The 14,493-nt window shown below is 53.5% G+C and carries 13 protein-coding genes and 1 other RNA gene; 10 read left to right on the top strand and 4 right to left on the bottom strand.

Features of this window, described 5'->3' with window-relative positions:
• Position 1 precedes the first annotated feature (1 nt).
• Both rprA and ydiK read right to left on the bottom strand, forming a co-directional pair.
• An RNA gene (gene rprA, locus NQ842_RS14765) (antisense sRNA RprA) lies at positions 2-109 on the bottom strand.
• 209 nt (positions 110-318) lie between these two features.
• On the bottom strand, positions 319-1,434 hold the full coding sequence (gene ydiK, locus NQ842_RS14760) for an AI-2E family transporter YdiK (RefSeq protein ID WP_014831573.1): 1,116 nt from the start codon (positions 1,432-1,434) through the stop codon (positions 319-321).
• Between the two features lie 199 nt (positions 1,435-1,633).
• Here ydiK and NQ842_RS14755 point away from each other — a divergent pair, with 199 nt between their 5' ends.
• From NQ842_RS14755 to NQ842_RS14745, 3 genes are all read left to right on the top strand, one after another.
• The gene (locus tag NQ842_RS14755) at positions 1,634-4,690 is read left to right on the top strand and encodes an FAD-binding and (Fe-S)-binding domain-containing protein (RefSeq protein WP_257256029.1); all 3,057 of its coding nucleotides are present in this window, start codon (positions 1,634-1,636) and stop codon (positions 4,688-4,690) included.
• On the top strand, positions 4,687-5,097 hold the full coding sequence (gene menI, locus NQ842_RS14750) for a 1,4-dihydroxy-2-naphthoyl-CoA hydrolase (RefSeq protein ID WP_046887873.1): 411 nt from the start codon (positions 4,687-4,689) through the stop codon (positions 5,095-5,097). The genes NQ842_RS14755 and menI overlap by 4 nt, the downstream gene beginning before the upstream one ends.
• Before the next feature lie 86 nt (positions 5,098-5,183).
• Positions 5,184-5,378, top strand: a complete 195-nt coding sequence (locus tag NQ842_RS14745; protein WP_003857766.1) for a YdiH family protein — start codon at positions 5,184-5,186, stop codon at positions 5,376-5,378.
• 44 nt (positions 5,379-5,422) lie between these two features.
• On the opposite strand, the gene NQ842_RS14740 is transcribed toward NQ842_RS14745, so the two are convergent.
• Positions 5,423-6,052: a helix-turn-helix domain-containing protein gene (locus NQ842_RS14740; RefSeq protein WP_257256028.1), complete on the bottom strand. Its 630-nt coding sequence runs from the start codon at positions 6,050-6,052 to the stop codon at positions 5,423-5,425.
• Between the two features lie 66 nt (positions 6,053-6,118).
• Positions 6,119-6,778, bottom strand: a complete 660-nt coding sequence (locus NQ842_RS14735; RefSeq protein WP_257256027.1) for a helix-turn-helix domain-containing protein — start codon at positions 6,776-6,778, stop codon at positions 6,119-6,121.
• 353 nt (positions 6,779-7,131) lie between these two features.
• Between NQ842_RS14735 and NQ842_RS14730 the strand changes: the two genes are divergently transcribed.
• From NQ842_RS14730 to fliB, 7 genes are all read left to right on the top strand, one after another.
• The gene (locus NQ842_RS14730) at positions 7,132-7,665 is read left to right on the top strand and encodes a fimbrial protein (RefSeq protein ID WP_373371726.1); all 534 of its coding nucleotides are present in this window, start codon (positions 7,132-7,134) and stop codon (positions 7,663-7,665) included.
• Between the two features lie 58 nt (positions 7,666-7,723).
• Positions 7,724-8,401, top strand: a complete 678-nt coding sequence (locus NQ842_RS14725; protein WP_257256026.1) for a molecular chaperone — start codon at positions 7,724-7,726, stop codon at positions 8,399-8,401.
• 44 nt (positions 8,402-8,445) lie between these two features.
• Complete coding sequence (locus NQ842_RS14720; RefSeq protein ID WP_257256025.1) at positions 8,446-10,986, top strand: fimbria/pilus outer membrane usher protein; 2,541 nt, start codon at positions 8,446-8,448, stop codon at positions 10,984-10,986.
• A 1-nt stretch (position 10,987) separates the two neighbouring features.
• Positions 10,988-11,935, top strand: a complete 948-nt coding sequence (locus NQ842_RS14715; protein WP_257256024.1) for a fimbrial protein — start codon at positions 10,988-10,990, stop codon at positions 11,933-11,935.
• Positions 11,936-11,970: 35 nt separating this feature from the next.
• Positions 11,971-12,459 (top strand): fimbrial protein, encoded by a 489-nt coding sequence (locus NQ842_RS14710; protein WP_080345982.1) that lies wholly within the window; start codon positions 11,971-11,973, stop codon positions 12,457-12,459.
• A 51-nt stretch (positions 12,460-12,510) separates the two neighbouring features.
• Positions 12,511-13,155 carry a LuxR C-terminal-related transcriptional regulator gene (locus NQ842_RS14705; protein ID WP_257256023.1) on the top strand — a complete coding sequence of 215 codons (645 nt, stop codon included), beginning with the start codon at positions 12,511-12,513 and terminating at the stop codon, positions 13,153-13,155.
• Between the two features lie 88 nt (positions 13,156-13,243).
• On the top strand, positions 13,244-14,461 hold the full coding sequence (gene fliB / locus NQ842_RS14700; RefSeq protein WP_257256022.1) for a flagellin lysine-N-methylase: 1,218 nt from the start codon (positions 13,244-13,246) through the stop codon (positions 14,459-14,461).
• Positions 14,462-14,493: the final 32 nt, after the last annotated feature.

The following is a 14,493-nucleotide window of genomic DNA, read 5'->3' as shown; positions in this document are numbered from 1 at the left end:
GATAAAAAAAAGCCCATCGTGGGAGATGGGCAAAGACTACACACAGCAATTCGTTGTTTCACTCAGGGGATTTCCATGCTTATAAATCAAGGTGTTGATTTATAACCGTGAGCTAATAGTAGGCATGCCAGCCCTGAGCGTCGATCAGATTCGTCTCAATAGTTAAAGAGAAGTAAAGATTTCTTGAGGTGAATAGCGGACTTAGAGCAAAAAAGGCGGGTCGGACCAGTGTGTAGCGAATAAATAGTTTAGCAACGTTTAAGTATTGCAGGGGGGAATGTAGGCCGGGTAAGCGTCAGCGCCACCCGGCAACCCCTTTTACTGCGTGTTCTTCTCTTCCAGCTCTTCGAGTTCGCTCAAAATCACATCCGGGTCAGTTCCCGGCGGTGGTACTTCGTGTACCCAGGCGGAGAAGAGACGCCAGGTGACGGCAAGCAGCACCGGTCCAATAAACAGACCGATCATCCCAAAGGCGATTAACCCGCCAATGACGCCGGAGAGGATCAGGATCAGCGGCAGGTCCGCGCCCATGCGGATGAGGATGGGACGAATCACGTTATCCATGGTGCCGACCACACAGCTCCAGACCAGCAGAACAGTTCCCCACGTGGTATCCCCCGTCCAGTAAAGCCAGATGATGCTGGGGACCAGCACCAGCAACGGACCCAGTTGCGCAAGACAGGTCATCAGCATCACCACCGTAAAGACGGTGGCGTACGGCACGCCAGAAATGGCCAGGCCAATACCGCCCAGCACCGCCTGCACCAGCGCCGTGACGACCACGCCAAGCGCAACCGCCCGCACGGCCTGCGCCGCCAGCAGAACCGCAGCATCGCCGCGTTTGCCGGCCAGTCGGGTGGCGAAATGGCGAACGCCCAACGCTACCTGCTCACCGCGCCAGTAGAGCAGGGCGCTGAAGACCAGCATCAGCGCACAGTGCATCATAAAGCGGCCAATATGGGCCGCCTGACCCACAAACCAGGTGGTGGTGGTGCCAATATACGGACGTACTTTTGCCATCAGCGCGCTGCCGCCCATCTCCAGCAGGCTGTGCCAGCCGCTGTAAAGTTTGGCGCCTACCACCGGAATGCTGTTCAGCCAGGCGAGATCCGGTAGCGTTAAATCACCGCTGGTAACGGCGCGAATCACCGGGCCACTGGAATCGACAAGACTGTTCACCAGCAGCGCAATTGGAATAATAAACAGCAGGAACAGCAGCAGCGTCATGACCAGTACCGCCAGACCGCGGCGGCCAAACAGCAGTTTTTGCAAACGTAACAGCACCGGCCAGGTCGCCACGACCACCGTCGCGGCCCAGGCGAAGCCAAGTATGAAAGGTTGAACAATCCACAGACACGCAATAATCATGAGGGCCAGAAACAGCACCGACAGCATAATTTGCGCAACATCCCTGGGCTGGCGAAGATTGACCATAAATGAAACTTTCCTTAATAAACACCAGCGAGGCTGGCGGGAACGGATAACCGCGTCTCTCTAATCATTAATGATATCAGCGATTTTTGACAGGCGGATTTTGCCCGTAATTCAGCGAAGCACATAAGAAAAAAATGTGATAAAACTTTCCAGACACAACGCAAACGGTTTCATCCCACTCTAATTAGGGTCGACAGTCATGATCCCACAGATTTCTCAAGCACCTGGCGTCGTTCAGCTGGTGCTTAATTTTTTGCAGGCACTGGAGCAACAGGGTTTTACAGGTGATACCGCCACGAACTATGCCGACAGGCTGACGATGGCGACCGATAACAGTATTTACCAGCTTCTTCCCGATGCAGTCGTCTTTCCGCGCTCAACGGCCGATGTGGCGCTTATCGCCCGGCTGGCGACCCAGGAACGTTTTAGCGCTCTGGTGTTCACCCCGCGTGGCGGTGGCACCGGGACAAATGGCCAGGCGCTGAACCAGGGCATCATCATAGATATGTCGCGCTATATGAACCGCATCATCGAGATCAATCCTGAAGAGGGATGGGTGCGTGTCGAAGCGGGCGTCATCAAAGATCAGCTCAACCAGTATCTCAAACCTTACGGCTACTTCTTCGCGCCGGAGCTTTCCACCAGCAACCGGGCGACCATCGGCGGGATGATCAACACCGATGCCTCCGGGCAGGGCTCGCTGGTCTACGGAAAAACCTCCGATCACGTTCTGGGCGTACGCGCGGTGCTGCTGGGCGGCGATATCCTGGATACCCAGCCCATGCCGGTCGAGCTGGCGGAAACGCTGGGTAAAGAGAATACCGCAAGCGGGCGCATCTATCGCACCGTGCTGGAACGCTGTCGCGATAACCGCCAGCTGATCCTGGACAAATTCCCCAAACTGAACCGTTTCCTGACCGGTTACGACCTGCGGCATGTCTTTAACGACGAACTGACCCAGTTTGATTTGACCCGCGTGCTGACCGGCTCCGAAGGGACGCTGGCGTTTATTACCGAGGCGCGGCTGGATATCACCCGGTTGCCGAAGGTTCGCCGCCTGGTGAACGTCAAATATGACTCCTTTGATTCCGCGCTGCGTAATGCCCCGTTTATGGTTGAGGCGCAGGCGCTGTCGGTGGAGACCGTCGACTCGAAGGTGCTTAATCTGGCGCGGGAAGATATCGTCTGGCACTCCGTACGGGAGCTGATTACCGATGTGCCGGATAAAGAGATGCTCGGGCTTAACATTGTTGAATTTGCCGGAGACGATGCAGAGCTTATCGACAGCCAGGTGACCACGCTCTGTCAGCGGCTGGACGAACTGATTGCTCAGGGCGAAGGTGGCGTCATTGGCTGGCAGCTCTGTAACGATCTGGCCGGCATTGAGCGTATCTACGCGATGCGTAAAAAAGCGGTGGGGCTGCTCGGCAATGCCAAAGGTGCCGCTAAGCCGATTCCGTTTGCCGAAGATACCTGTGTCCCCCCTGAGCATCTGGCGGATTATATTGTTGAATTCCGTGCCCTGCTGGACAGTCATGGCCTGAGCTATGGCATGTTCGGCCATGTTGATGCCGGGGTGCTGCACGTGCGTCCGGCGCTGGACATGTGCGACCCGCAGCAGGAGATCCTGATGAAACAGATCTCCGATGAGGTGGTGGCGTTAACCGCGAAATATGGCGGCCTGCTGTGGGGTGAACACGGAAAAGGGTTCCGCGCCGAGTACAGTCCGGCGTTCTTCGGTGAACAGCTCTTCGGTGAGCTGCGCAAGGTCAAAGCGGCGTTTGACCCCAATAACCGTCTCAATCCGGGGAAAATTTGCCCCCCCGAAGGGATTGATGCGCCGATGCTGCAGGTGGATGCCGTCAAGCGCGGCACCTACGACAGACAAATCCCGATTGCCGTGCGCGCGTCCTGGCGCGGGGCGCTGGAGTGTAACGGCAACGGCCTGTGCTTTAACTTCGACGTGAAAAGCCCGATGTGCCCGTCGATGAAAATTACCAGCAACCGCATCCATTCGCCAAAAGGGCGGGCGACGCTGGTGCGGGAATGGCTGCGTCTGCTGGCCGACCGCGGGGTGGATCCCCTCAAGCTGGAGCAGGAGTTGCCGGAAAAACGGGCCAGCCTGCGATCCCTGATTGAGCGCACCCGCAACAGCTGGCATGCGAATAAGGGCGAGTATGATTTCTCCCATGAGGTGAAAGAGGCGATGTCCGGCTGCCTGGCCTGTAAAGCCTGTTCGACCCAGTGCCCGATTAAGATCGACGTGCCGGAGTTCCGTTCACGCTTCCTGCAGCTCTACCACACGCGCTATCTGCGCCCGATGCGCGACCATCTGGTGGCAACGGTGGAGAGCTATGCCCCGCTGATGGCGCGGGCGCCGAAGACCTTCAACTTCTTTATTAATCAGCCGCTGGTACGCAAGCTTTCCGAAAAACATATCGGGATGGTGGATCTGCCGCTGCTTTCGGTACCGTCGCTGCAGCGTCAGCTGGTGGGACACCGCTCGGCAAACATGACCCTGGAGCAGCTTGAGGCGCTAAGCCCTGAGCAAAAAGCGAAGGTGGTGCTGGTGGTGCAGGATCCCTTTACCAGCTACTACGATGCGCAGGTGGTGGCCGATTTCGTCCGCCTGGCGGAAAAGCTGGGATACCAGCCGGTAGTCCTGCCGTTCTCACCCAACGGTAAGGCGCAACACATTAAAGGCTTCCTCAACCGCTTCGCGAAAACGGCGCAAAAAACGTCTGATTTCCTCAACCGGGTCGCCGAGCTGGGGATGCCGATGGTGGGTGTCGATCCGGCACTGGTGCTCTGCTATCGCGATGAATACACGCAGACGCTGGGCGATAAACGCGGTGATTTCCACGTAATGCTGGTACATGAGTGGCTGCCGGCCGCCCTGGAGCAGACCACCGCCATGGAGGTCAGCGGTGAGTCGTGGTACCTGTTTGGCCACTGTACCGAGGTCACCGCGCTGCCAGGGGCACCTGCGCAATGGGCCTCTATCTTTGCCCGTTTCGGCGCGAAGCTTGAGAGCGTCAGCGTTGGCTGCTGCGGCATGGCGGGCACCTACGGGCATGAAGTCAAGAATCACGCCAACTCGCTCGGTATCTACGAGCTGTCGTGGCATCAGGCGATGCAGCGTTTGCCAAGAAACCGCTGCCTGGCAACAGGCTACTCCTGTCGAAGCCAGGTGAAACGGGTAGAGGGTAACGGCGTACGCCACCCATTACAGGCTTTACTGGAGATTATCGGATGATCTGGAAACGTGCCGTCACGCTACAGGCGTTAAACGCCATGGGCGAGGGGAATATGGTCGGGTTGCTGGATATCCGGTTCATCCGTATCGGCGAGGACGACCTGGAGGCCACCATGCCTGTCGATCATCGCACGCATCAGCCGTTTGGCCTGCTGCATGGCGGTGCGTCCGTGGTGCTGGCCGAAACGCTGGGCTCGGTGGCGGGCTATCTGTGTACCGAAGGGGAGCAAAAGGTGGTCGGTCTGGAGGTGAACGCCAACCATATTCGCTCGGTGCGTAGCGGACGCGTGCGCGGTATTTGCCGCGCGCTGCATGCCGGTAGCCGTCATCAGGTGTGGCAGATTGATATTCTTGATGAGCAGGATCGGCTGTGCTGCTCGTCGCGGCTGACGACAGCGGTGGTGTAAATTTTGTCGGTGTTTTTGCATTTGGTCAAAAACTAGCCAGGGCGTTGTGATATACTGGTCAGGATTTGTACATAAGCGAGGACATCATGGATACTGAAATAACCCCAACGCAACTGGCAATTGAATACTTACGTCGCGATAAGAGCAACCTTTCTCCGGCGCAGTACCTGAAAAAGCTGAAACAGCTTGAACTGGAGTTCACAGATTTGCTGGCGCTCTCTTCGAATGAACTGAAAGAAGAGATCTATTTTGCCTGGCGCTTGGGCGTTCACGTCCATTGAGAGAATAAAAAGGCCGCGAGTGCGGCCTTTTTTGTGTCTGCAATTCAGTAACGGGCGGGAAGTTTGTTGATTTTAATCAGCCTGCCGTCATCCATTTCGATAAACCCGCCGGTTTTTAAATCCGCCAGGATACGCATCACGCCGCTACGGGAAAGCTGGGTTTTGTCGCGAATGTAACGTTCAGCGGTGATCCCCTGGCGATAGGATTCATCTTCATTCATTAACAGCATCAGCTGCTGGCGGATCATCTCATAAGCCGTCGGCGCCCCCTTCGGCATGACGGTGTTATAGAGCCGGTTGTACATGAACATCAGATGGTTTGATAGCAGCCCCCACAACGCCTTCTCCTGGATAATGACGTTGAGCTGCTCTGTGGGCAGCGTACCGATCCTGCAGGGCGTCACTGTTTTCAGGTAGTCGTCAAAAAAGATGTTACTGATATTGGCCACGCCAAATAACGCCGGGCTTTTCGCCGTCGACAGCATCAGATTGTCGCTGCGTCGGTAAATGGCAACGGTCCCTTCCAGAATCAAATAACTCATTCCCCGGCCATTAACCACCAGATCCAGCTGCTCCCCGCGACCCGTGTTGCGAAGCGTAGAGTAGGGCTGTAAGTGCGTAATCAGCGCTTGCGCATAAGGAGAACCACGATGGGGTTTTTCTGTGGTGGACATAACCTGAACCTGAAAGAATCGTCTTTCTGATTATAGCCTTACTCGGCACCACCGACAGCACCAGGGTCAGTATTTCCGCGGCAAATGATGGACATCAAGCAGTACGCCGCGCTCCATCGTAATGTACTTTCCGGTGCGCAGTTCCGCCAGTATTCGCATAATTCCGCTGCGCGACAGCCAGGTGCGGCTTTGTATATACCCTGCCGCCGTCATGTTCAGCCGTATAGCTTCAGGCTCCTGCATCAGCTCAACCAGCTGAAAGCGAATAATGTCATAGGCTGACATCTGTGAGATCCGCGAGCAATGCTCGTAGACCCGAGAGGCGGTATAGATCAGCAGGTGCGCAAAGGGCTCCCATAAATTGTGTTGCGCAACCAGGCGATTAAACCGTTCCAGCGAAATACCCGCGACCTCGGAGGTTTCCAGCGCTCTGACGTACAGGTGCTCTGAGGAGAACTGGCTGCTCACGCCAAGAACAAACGGCGAGGATTCTGAATTTAATACGATGCCATCTCCCCGACGGTGCAACGCCACGCTGCCCTGCAGCAACAAAAAACATTGACGAATATCGTTATTGTAATAATGGATCACTTCCCCTCGCGACAGTATGCGTCTTTCTGCAGAGGGAAGAAGGTTATCGATTAATTTCTCGATGTGCTTATAGGGTTTAGCCGTAAGCACGGTGGCTTTTTCATTATCGAGACTGGGAGCCATTCGGGTGTTCATTAGATACCTCACTCACGGACGCGATCATTATTTGATCGATATAAAGAATTATCTTAAAAAACAGCGGGTCGTGGAATGTTTAACACGGGTCTAAAAATAGACCGCAGTAAATGACGAGCCTAATTATATGAATTGTAAGGGCGTAAATTACGGGTCTAAAAGTAGACCGGAAACATAATTGCTTAAGAAATTTCAAAACTGAAATGTATTTATTTTGTTAAAGAGAAGTCTACAGCTAGACCTCAAAATAGATTGTGTGTCGAAAAAGAGTTGTATAAATTTCGTTCATCGGCTGATGAGGCCTGAATTATGTAATCTGGATTTCAGTAATAAATAAAGTGATACAGGATTTAATGATGAACAATAAAATGATGATAACACTGCTGGCAGTCAGTTCTGCCCTGACAGCAACACACGCCTTCGCCGCTGCGGGTACCGTTAATTTTAACGGTAATATTCTGGATTCCGCCTGTGACGTTGATGTGGCTTCACAGAATCAGGTGGTGGTGTTGGGCGATTATTATAAGACCGAATTCCCGACCACCGGGGCCAGAACCGCAGCCACGCAATTTAATATCGTGTTGAAAAATTGCCCGGTGACGGTCACCAACGCGAAGGTTCGCTTTGATGGTACGCCGGATGCCACGAATTCCAGCCTGCTGGCGATTGATTCGTCTGCGGCGGGCGCGGCGACCGGTGTGGCGATTAACCTGATGAGTGCGGATAAGGCCGATCTGCCGCTCCATGGCAGCAACAGCTATAGCTATGCGCTGAGCAGCACCATGGATAATACGCTGAGTTTCTATGCGCAGTATATTTCCACCGCAGCGGCGGTCACCGCCGGTCCGGCGAATTCTGTCGCGAATTTCTCCGTGGTCTACAACTAATATTGTTGGCAGCAATCAGTAAGGGGCCAACCCGGCCCCGTTGTGGTATGAGGTTTTCATGCGTTTTATCAAAACAAAAGGACTGGCCCTGGCGCTGTCAGCATTGACGCTGACCACAGCTCACGCCGGGGTCATTATTGGCGGAACCCGAATCATTTTCGGTGGGGCTAAAAAAGAAGCGTCAATCAGCATAACTAATCCGGACAGTGCGCCTTATTTAATTCAGTCATGGATAGATATGCAGGAAGGGAACACAGCTAAAGCGCCTTTTATTATTACACCGCCATTATATCGGCTGGATGGAGGACAAAAAAATATTGAGCGGATCGTGATGACTGGTGCACTGCCTCAGGAGCAGGAAAGTTTATTTTGGCTGAATATCAAAGCGATCCCTTCGGCATCAAAGCAGACGAACGCCCTGCAAATAGCAGTAAAAACGCGCATCAAACTGATCTACCGGCCAGAAGGTTTGCGGGCGTCTACGCCAGAAGAACAGGCTAATAAATTAACCTGGCAACGAGCCGGGAATGAAATTCAGGTCAACAACCCCACGCAATATGTCGTCAATTTTAATGAAATTACGCTGGGGGGGAAAAAGCTGGACGATGTGACCTACGTGTTACCCGGTGCCTCAGCCCGGTTTGTATTACCCAACGAGGCAAGGGGAAATTCACTCACGTTTAAAATTATTAACGACTATGGCAGTCCCGGCGTATTACATCAAGCCAGTTTGTGAACCTTTCGCAAACGGCAACGCCTGCATTAACCCGGTAATTCGCAATGACGGTAAATAACACGATGAAACCCGCACGCCTGGCGATGTTTATCGCCTTAGCGTTTGGCGGATCCTCAACCTCGCTCTACGCCAGTGTTGCCTTTAACACCGAATTAATTGAGCTGGATAATCCAGGCATGGATAAAGCCGATTTGTCGGCCTTTGAATCAGGCTCGCAGGCACCGGGGATCTACCATGTCGATATTATTGTCGACGACGCGTTTCTGGAGACGGGGGATATTCAGTTTACCGCGAGCAAAGCCGACAACGGCGATGCGTCATTGCAACCTTGTCTGAGTCTTGCGCAATTAAAACGCTGGGGCGTGAAAACGGCACTATTTCCAGCGCTTGATGCAGAGAAGAGTGAATGCGTCAATCTTCAGGCTATTCCACAGGCCAGTGCGGATTTTCAGTTTGCTGCCCAGCGTCTGGTGTTGAGTATTCCGCAGGCCGCCATCGATCTGCCGGCAAGAGGCTATGTGCCGCCGGAGATGTGGGATGAAGGGATCACGGCAGCCATGCTCAATTACAGCCTGAGTGGGGCAAACAGCCGGGCGAGAGCGGGCGAGGGGGTCAGTAGCAACTCCCAGTATGCGAACCTGCGTCCAGGGGTCAATATCGGGCCGTGGCGTTTACGCAACTACACCACCTGGTCGCGGGATGCTGCCGGGAAAGATCAATGGGACACGGTCTACAGCTACCTGCAACGTGCCGTTATTCCCCTGAAAGCGCAGCTTACCCTCGGGGACAGCTCCGCCCCGGCGGATGTCTTTGACAGCGTGCCTTTTCGCGGGGTTCAGCTGGCGTCGGACGATGACATGCTGCCGGACTCCCTGAAAGGCTATGCTCCTGTGGTGCGAGGGATCGCGCGCACCAATGCGCAGGTCGTGATTCGCCAGAATGGCTATCAGATCTACCAAAGCTATGTGGCACCGGGCGCGTTTGAAATTACCGATATGTATCCCACCGGTGGCGCGGGCGATTTAGACGTGACCATCAAAGAGGCAGATGGCAGCGAGCAGCATTTCACGCTGCCGTATGCCTCGGTACCCGTGTTGCAGCGTGAAGGGCGACTGAAATATGCCCTCACCGGCGGACAGTATCGCGCCTATAACAGCAGCGTGGAGAAAACCCCGTTCGGGCACGTCAGCGGTATTTATGGGCTGCGGAATGGCATTACGCTATATGGCGGGGTGCAGGGTTCCGGCAAGTACCAGTCGTTCGCTGTCGGCACAGGTAAAAACATGGGGGATTTCGGGGCGCTCTCCGCCGATGTCACCCAGGCCTGGTCAACACTGGCCCATACCGCGAAAACGCAGGGGCAATCCTTGCGCGCACGCTACAGCAAGAACGTGCTGAATACCGGCACTGACTTTTCGATTGCAGGATACCGTTATTCAACACGCGGCTATTACGGGCTCCAGGACGTGCTGGACTCGTACGAAGACAGCAGTGCGCTTCAGAACAGACGACGTAACCGTGTGGAGCTGACGATGAGCCAGACGCTGGGTGATGAGCGGGGTGCGCTGACGCTCAGCGCCGCACGGGAAGATTACTGGAACACCGACAAATCAATGGCGTCATGGAGTGTCGGCTACAACAACGACTGGAACAACATCAGTTATGGCGTGACCTGGACATACAGCAAAAATGGCGGCCCGACCTCATCCGGCAGTGGAAGTACAAAGACCTATGACCACGACCAGTTGCTGGCGTTTACCGTCAGCGTGCCGCTGGATAAATTCCTGCCGCAGACGTGGGCCAACTATGGCCTGAATACCAGTAAGAACAATGGCACGACGCACAGTATCGGCATGAACGGGGTGGCTCTCAACAATAGCGCGCTGAACTGGAATATCCAGCAAGGTTACGGCACGGATGGCGTGGGATATACCGGCACGCTGAACGGTGACTACAAAGGCACGTATGGCGAGGTCACGGCGGGATATGGCTACGACAAAAATAGCGAACGCCTTAATTATGGTGTGCAGGGGGGGATCCTCGCCCATGCTGATGGCATAACGCTCTCTCAGCCGCTGGGAGAAACCAATGCGTTAATCAAAGCCCCTGGCGCTCATGGTGTGAATATTCGTAACCAGTCCGGCGTACGGACGGATTACCGGGGATATACGGTGGTGAATAACCTCTCCGTATACCGCAAAAACGATCTCGCTCTCGATCCTGAAAATATGCCTGATGATGTGGAGCTGGAGATCAACACGCGCACGGTCACACCTACACGTGGTGCGGTGGTGAAAGCCGATTACCTGTCCAAAGTCGGACGTCGGGTGCTGATGACGTTGACGACTCATGACCAGTTCGTGCCGTTTGGCGCGGTTGTTACCCTGGCGGATGATGACAAGAGCAGCTTTATCGTGGGCGATCGCGGCCAGGTCTATTTAACCGGCCTGCGCGACCAGGGCACGGTCCTGGCAACATGGGGACATCAACCTCATCAGCAGTGTCGGGCAGATTTTAGCCTGCCGGAAGGATCGCAATACGGCGGAATTACGGACATCAGCGTCTCGTGTCGCCAGGAGCATTAAGATGAAACGGATCAACATGTTATTACTGCTGTGCTGTCTTTGCGCATGGCATATCGCCCGGGCGGGAACCTGCACCACCATTACACCGCAGCTTTCGACATTATCGGTGGGGACAATCAATGTTCAGCGCGATGCGCCTGTTGGCACGGTGATTTTTTCTGGTGCGGGAACGTATACGGGATCCTATCTTAGCGGATGTACTAATCCGTTAATGCTGGGTTTTAGCATGCGATATAACAGTGCCACGCTGAGCAGCTACGGAAACCACGTTTACAACACTAATGTCAGCGGCGTAGGCATTCGATTCTCATCGAATGCCTACTTTGAAAACCCGAGCAATACGTTCTCATATAATGCGCAAACCTCATACGTGGACTGGTATGGTGGCCGGGTCGAACTGGTCGTCACCGGCCCGGTGTCGTCCGGTGCCTTAACGCCTGGTGCAATAGGTGTGGTAACGCTTCAGGGCAGCGACGGTATCTACCGCGACGGGCTGACCACGCAACTTACCGGCGGAACAATCAATGCGCTGGCATGCACGATCGCCACGCCACAGTTGACCTTCCCGATGGGGGATATTTCGGCCGCGGCATTTGGCAGCGTGGTGGGGACCACGCCAGCGGTTGCGCAGAATACGCAAAACCTGGGATTAAACTGCAGTGCCGGCACCAATATTACGGTTTCCCTGAGCGGAATACAGAATCCGGACAGTGCCAACACCAGCGTCATGGCATTAACCGGGCAGGGAAATAGCGGCACGGCAAAAGGCGTTGGCGTGCAATTTCTCTATAATGGCACGCCACTGGTCTTGAACAGTCGTCTTTTATTAAAACAGTCTGCAGGCGGGCAGGAGACGCTCCCGTTAACGGCACGCTATTACCAGATCTTAACGACCGTCGAATCCGGCTCGGCAAATGCCTCTGCCACGCTTAATTTGACCTACCAGTAACAGGTGACATGATGAAATTATCCTTAAGGAGAGGGATGCTCCTCCTTGCTATCAGCTGGAACGTCGTTGCGGCTGATAGCGTTAATCTGGGTGTGACGGGAAATATCATCGCCTCGCCCTGTGTATTTAATGGCGGGAGCGCAAACCTGGATATTAATCTTGGAAATATACAGGCGACTAATATGGCGACGCCGGGATCGACATCCGATCCGGTACCGTTTAATTTGCAATTTGCCCAGTGCCCGGCGGGGACCCGCAGCGTCACGGTCTCGTTTACCGGCACCCCCGATCCGGCGGCCGGTGCGGACTACTACCTGAACAGCGGCTCGGCGACAAACGTGGCGATAGCCATGCGTGAGGCCGCCACGGGTACGCTGAAGGGGACCGGGTCCAGCATAACGCAAAATATTACGCCGGACAGAACGGCGACCATGGCCATGCAGGCTTGGGTAAAATCTGTAACCGGTGGCGCGACGCCGGGCAGTGTCAGTGCAGTTGTTGTGATGACCATGCAATACAATTAAAAATCCCGCGCGTTAATAACGTTTATTGACTGACCCACATCGGTATTTGCTATGTTGAATATTCTGATTCAAGAGACAGACCAATTTTTTCACCATGGGCTGCAGTGTTTCTTTGTGGAATTCTTTTTACGTAATTTTAAGCAGGAGATTCATTTCGAGGCAGAGCTTAGCCGTGATAACGTCAGTGCCGCCGATATTATCGTTCTCTCATTTTGTATGGGGGAGGCGCTGGTCTGTTTTCCCGAATTACAGGCGCGCCAGAAAGGGATTGTGATCGGATTGGTGGAAGATGAATATCATTTTCCTGCCTTACCCTCCTGTTTTAACGATATTATTTTTATTTCGCGTCGCGCTTCGCTTGATCGGATAAACCAGGTGCTGTTCATCGCCTGGTACCGTGCAGAGCTCGCGGGGAACAGCTGGAAGCAAAAAAGCTGCGCAGAGTGTCAGCATAAAATATTATCACCCCAGCAAAAACGCATTATGGCCAATTTTTATCGGGGATTATCGGTAGTGCAGATCGCGCATGCGCTGAAGATCAGCGATAAAACCGTTTTTACGCAAAAGTATGTGATGATGCAGAAGTTTAATCTGAGAACTGATTTTGAACTGATTGCCCTTATTCGCCGAATGGTGCAGAGGAACAGTTATCCAAACCGGCTCGGTGACTATCTCGCATTCTCTTTGATACTCTAAATTACCTGAATTTGTGCGACGTTATGCACCTTTAGCATAACGCACGCGTCATGGTACTTTTTATGCTTTATATCATGACGCCTTGGCTATGCAAATTCATAAAACCATCAAACCGATTTTCGTCTGTAAGTTTCAGTGTGTTGGGCCAGAGTGCTTAATGTCATGCTGTCGTGGCTGGACAATCAATATTGACAAGAAAACTCACCAGAAATATGTCCTGTCCTCGCACGCAGACATTGCCGCCATTGCCAAAGAGAATCTTATCCTTCAGCGAAAGGGTAAAAATAACTATTCCAGAGTGAAGCTCAACGAAAAAGGGGACTGTCCTTTTGTCGATGAAAACAAGCTCTGCATGGTCCATCGCGATTTAGGTGAAGAGGCGCTTTCGCATACCTGTAGCACCTACCCCAGGGGTTCAACTCGCTACCAGGATGAGACCCGGCATACGATGACGCTCTCCTGCCCGGAAGTGGTCCGGCGGGTGTTGTTTGACCCGGATGCGATGCTGCTTCAGGAGCAGGATGAACTGGTGGCGGGCTATAAAACCAACCTGATTGGGCAGCGCCAGTCTGCCTCGCAGACGCAGCAGGTTATCCATCTTTTTGCCTGGAATTTAATCCAGTCACCATCGGGTAATATTGAAGAAAATTTGATGGCGCTGGCGCAGTTTATTCTTTGCCTCCAGCACGTTAACTTTGATCTACATAATAAATTTGCTGAAGTGGAAAATTTCTACGAAGCGCTTCTCAATGAACTGCAAAGCGGAACATCGCTGATGGATTCCGGTCATCTGGCGAAGTCAAACGCAATGAAATATCTGGCGTTGTCCGTCATGGGAACGTATGTTGCTAAAGATTCAGCTCGGGACAGTTTTATTCTTGAAGGGCATCAGCAAATTGCCGCATACCTGGATGTTGCCGGTATAAGCGACGCGGCGGAACTGGAGACAAAATTCGACGCGATTAATCAGCAGTGGCACAGATTGTGTGAGACTTCCTGTCTGTCAGAGCCTTACGTATTACGTAATTATCTGTTGTACAAACTGTACAGCAGCTATTTCCCCGGCAAAAATATGGCCACCATCATGCGTCAGTTTTATCGTATCGTGCTGGACTTTTTCTATATCAAATGCATCCTCAGCGTAAGATCGATGCAGGACGAAATCGACCAACAGGTGGTAATGAAAACCATCGCCAGCCTCTCCGAAAAGACCATGCACAATACCACCATTGATGCCCGCATGGACTTTGCGATTGATAAAATCAATGGCGGCGATGATTTATCCTGCCTGTTGTTGATCGGATAAATGCCCGGTATGTTGGCCGGGTAAGCGCAGCG

This window comes from Enterobacter cloacae complex sp. R_G8, from assembly GCF_024599795.1.
GTDB classification, from domain to species: Bacteria; Pseudomonadota; Gammaproteobacteria; order Enterobacterales; family Enterobacteriaceae; genus Enterobacter; species Enterobacter dissolvens.
Note: the sequence above shows the minus strand (reverse complement) of the source record. Positions and strands in the feature narration are given on the sequence as shown.

Excerpts from the sequence above, each read along its gene's own strand:
- ydiK (WP_014831573.1), bottom strand. The coding sequence starts at position 1,434 with ATGGTCAATCTTCGCCAGCCCAGGGATGTTGCGCAAATTATGCTGTCG.
- NQ842_RS14755 (WP_257256029.1), top strand. The coding sequence starts at position 1,634 with ATGATCCCACAGATTTCTCAAGCACCTGGCGTCGTTCAGCTGGTGCTT.
- menI (WP_046887873.1), top strand. The coding sequence starts at position 4,687 with ATGATCTGGAAACGTGCCGTCACGCTACAGGCGTTAAACGCCATGGGC.
- NQ842_RS14745 (WP_003857766.1), top strand. The coding sequence starts at position 5,184 with ATGGATACTGAAATAACCCCAACGCAACTGGCAATTGAATACTTACGT.
- NQ842_RS14740 (WP_257256028.1), bottom strand. The coding sequence starts at position 6,052 with ATGTCCACCACAGAAAAACCCCATCGTGGTTCTCCTTATGCGCAAGCG.
- NQ842_RS14735 (WP_257256027.1), bottom strand. The coding sequence starts at position 6,778 with ATGAACACCCGAATGGCTCCCAGTCTCGATAATGAAAAAGCCACCGTG.
- NQ842_RS14730 (WP_373371726.1), top strand. The coding sequence starts at position 7,132 with ATGATGAACAATAAAATGATGATAACACTGCTGGCAGTCAGTTCTGCC.
- NQ842_RS14725 (WP_257256026.1), top strand. The coding sequence starts at position 7,724 with ATGCGTTTTATCAAAACAAAAGGACTGGCCCTGGCGCTGTCAGCATTG.
- NQ842_RS14720 (WP_257256025.1), top strand. The coding sequence starts at position 8,446 with ATGACGGTAAATAACACGATGAAACCCGCACGCCTGGCGATGTTTATC.
- NQ842_RS14715 (WP_257256024.1), top strand. The coding sequence starts at position 10,988 with ATGAAACGGATCAACATGTTATTACTGCTGTGCTGTCTTTGCGCATGG.
- NQ842_RS14710 (WP_080345982.1), top strand. The coding sequence starts at position 11,971 with ATGCTCCTCCTTGCTATCAGCTGGAACGTCGTTGCGGCTGATAGCGTT.
- NQ842_RS14705 (WP_257256023.1), top strand. The coding sequence starts at position 12,511 with ATGTTGAATATTCTGATTCAAGAGACAGACCAATTTTTTCACCATGGG.
- fliB (WP_257256022.1), top strand. The coding sequence starts at position 13,244 with ATGCAAATTCATAAAACCATCAAACCGATTTTCGTCTGTAAGTTTCAG.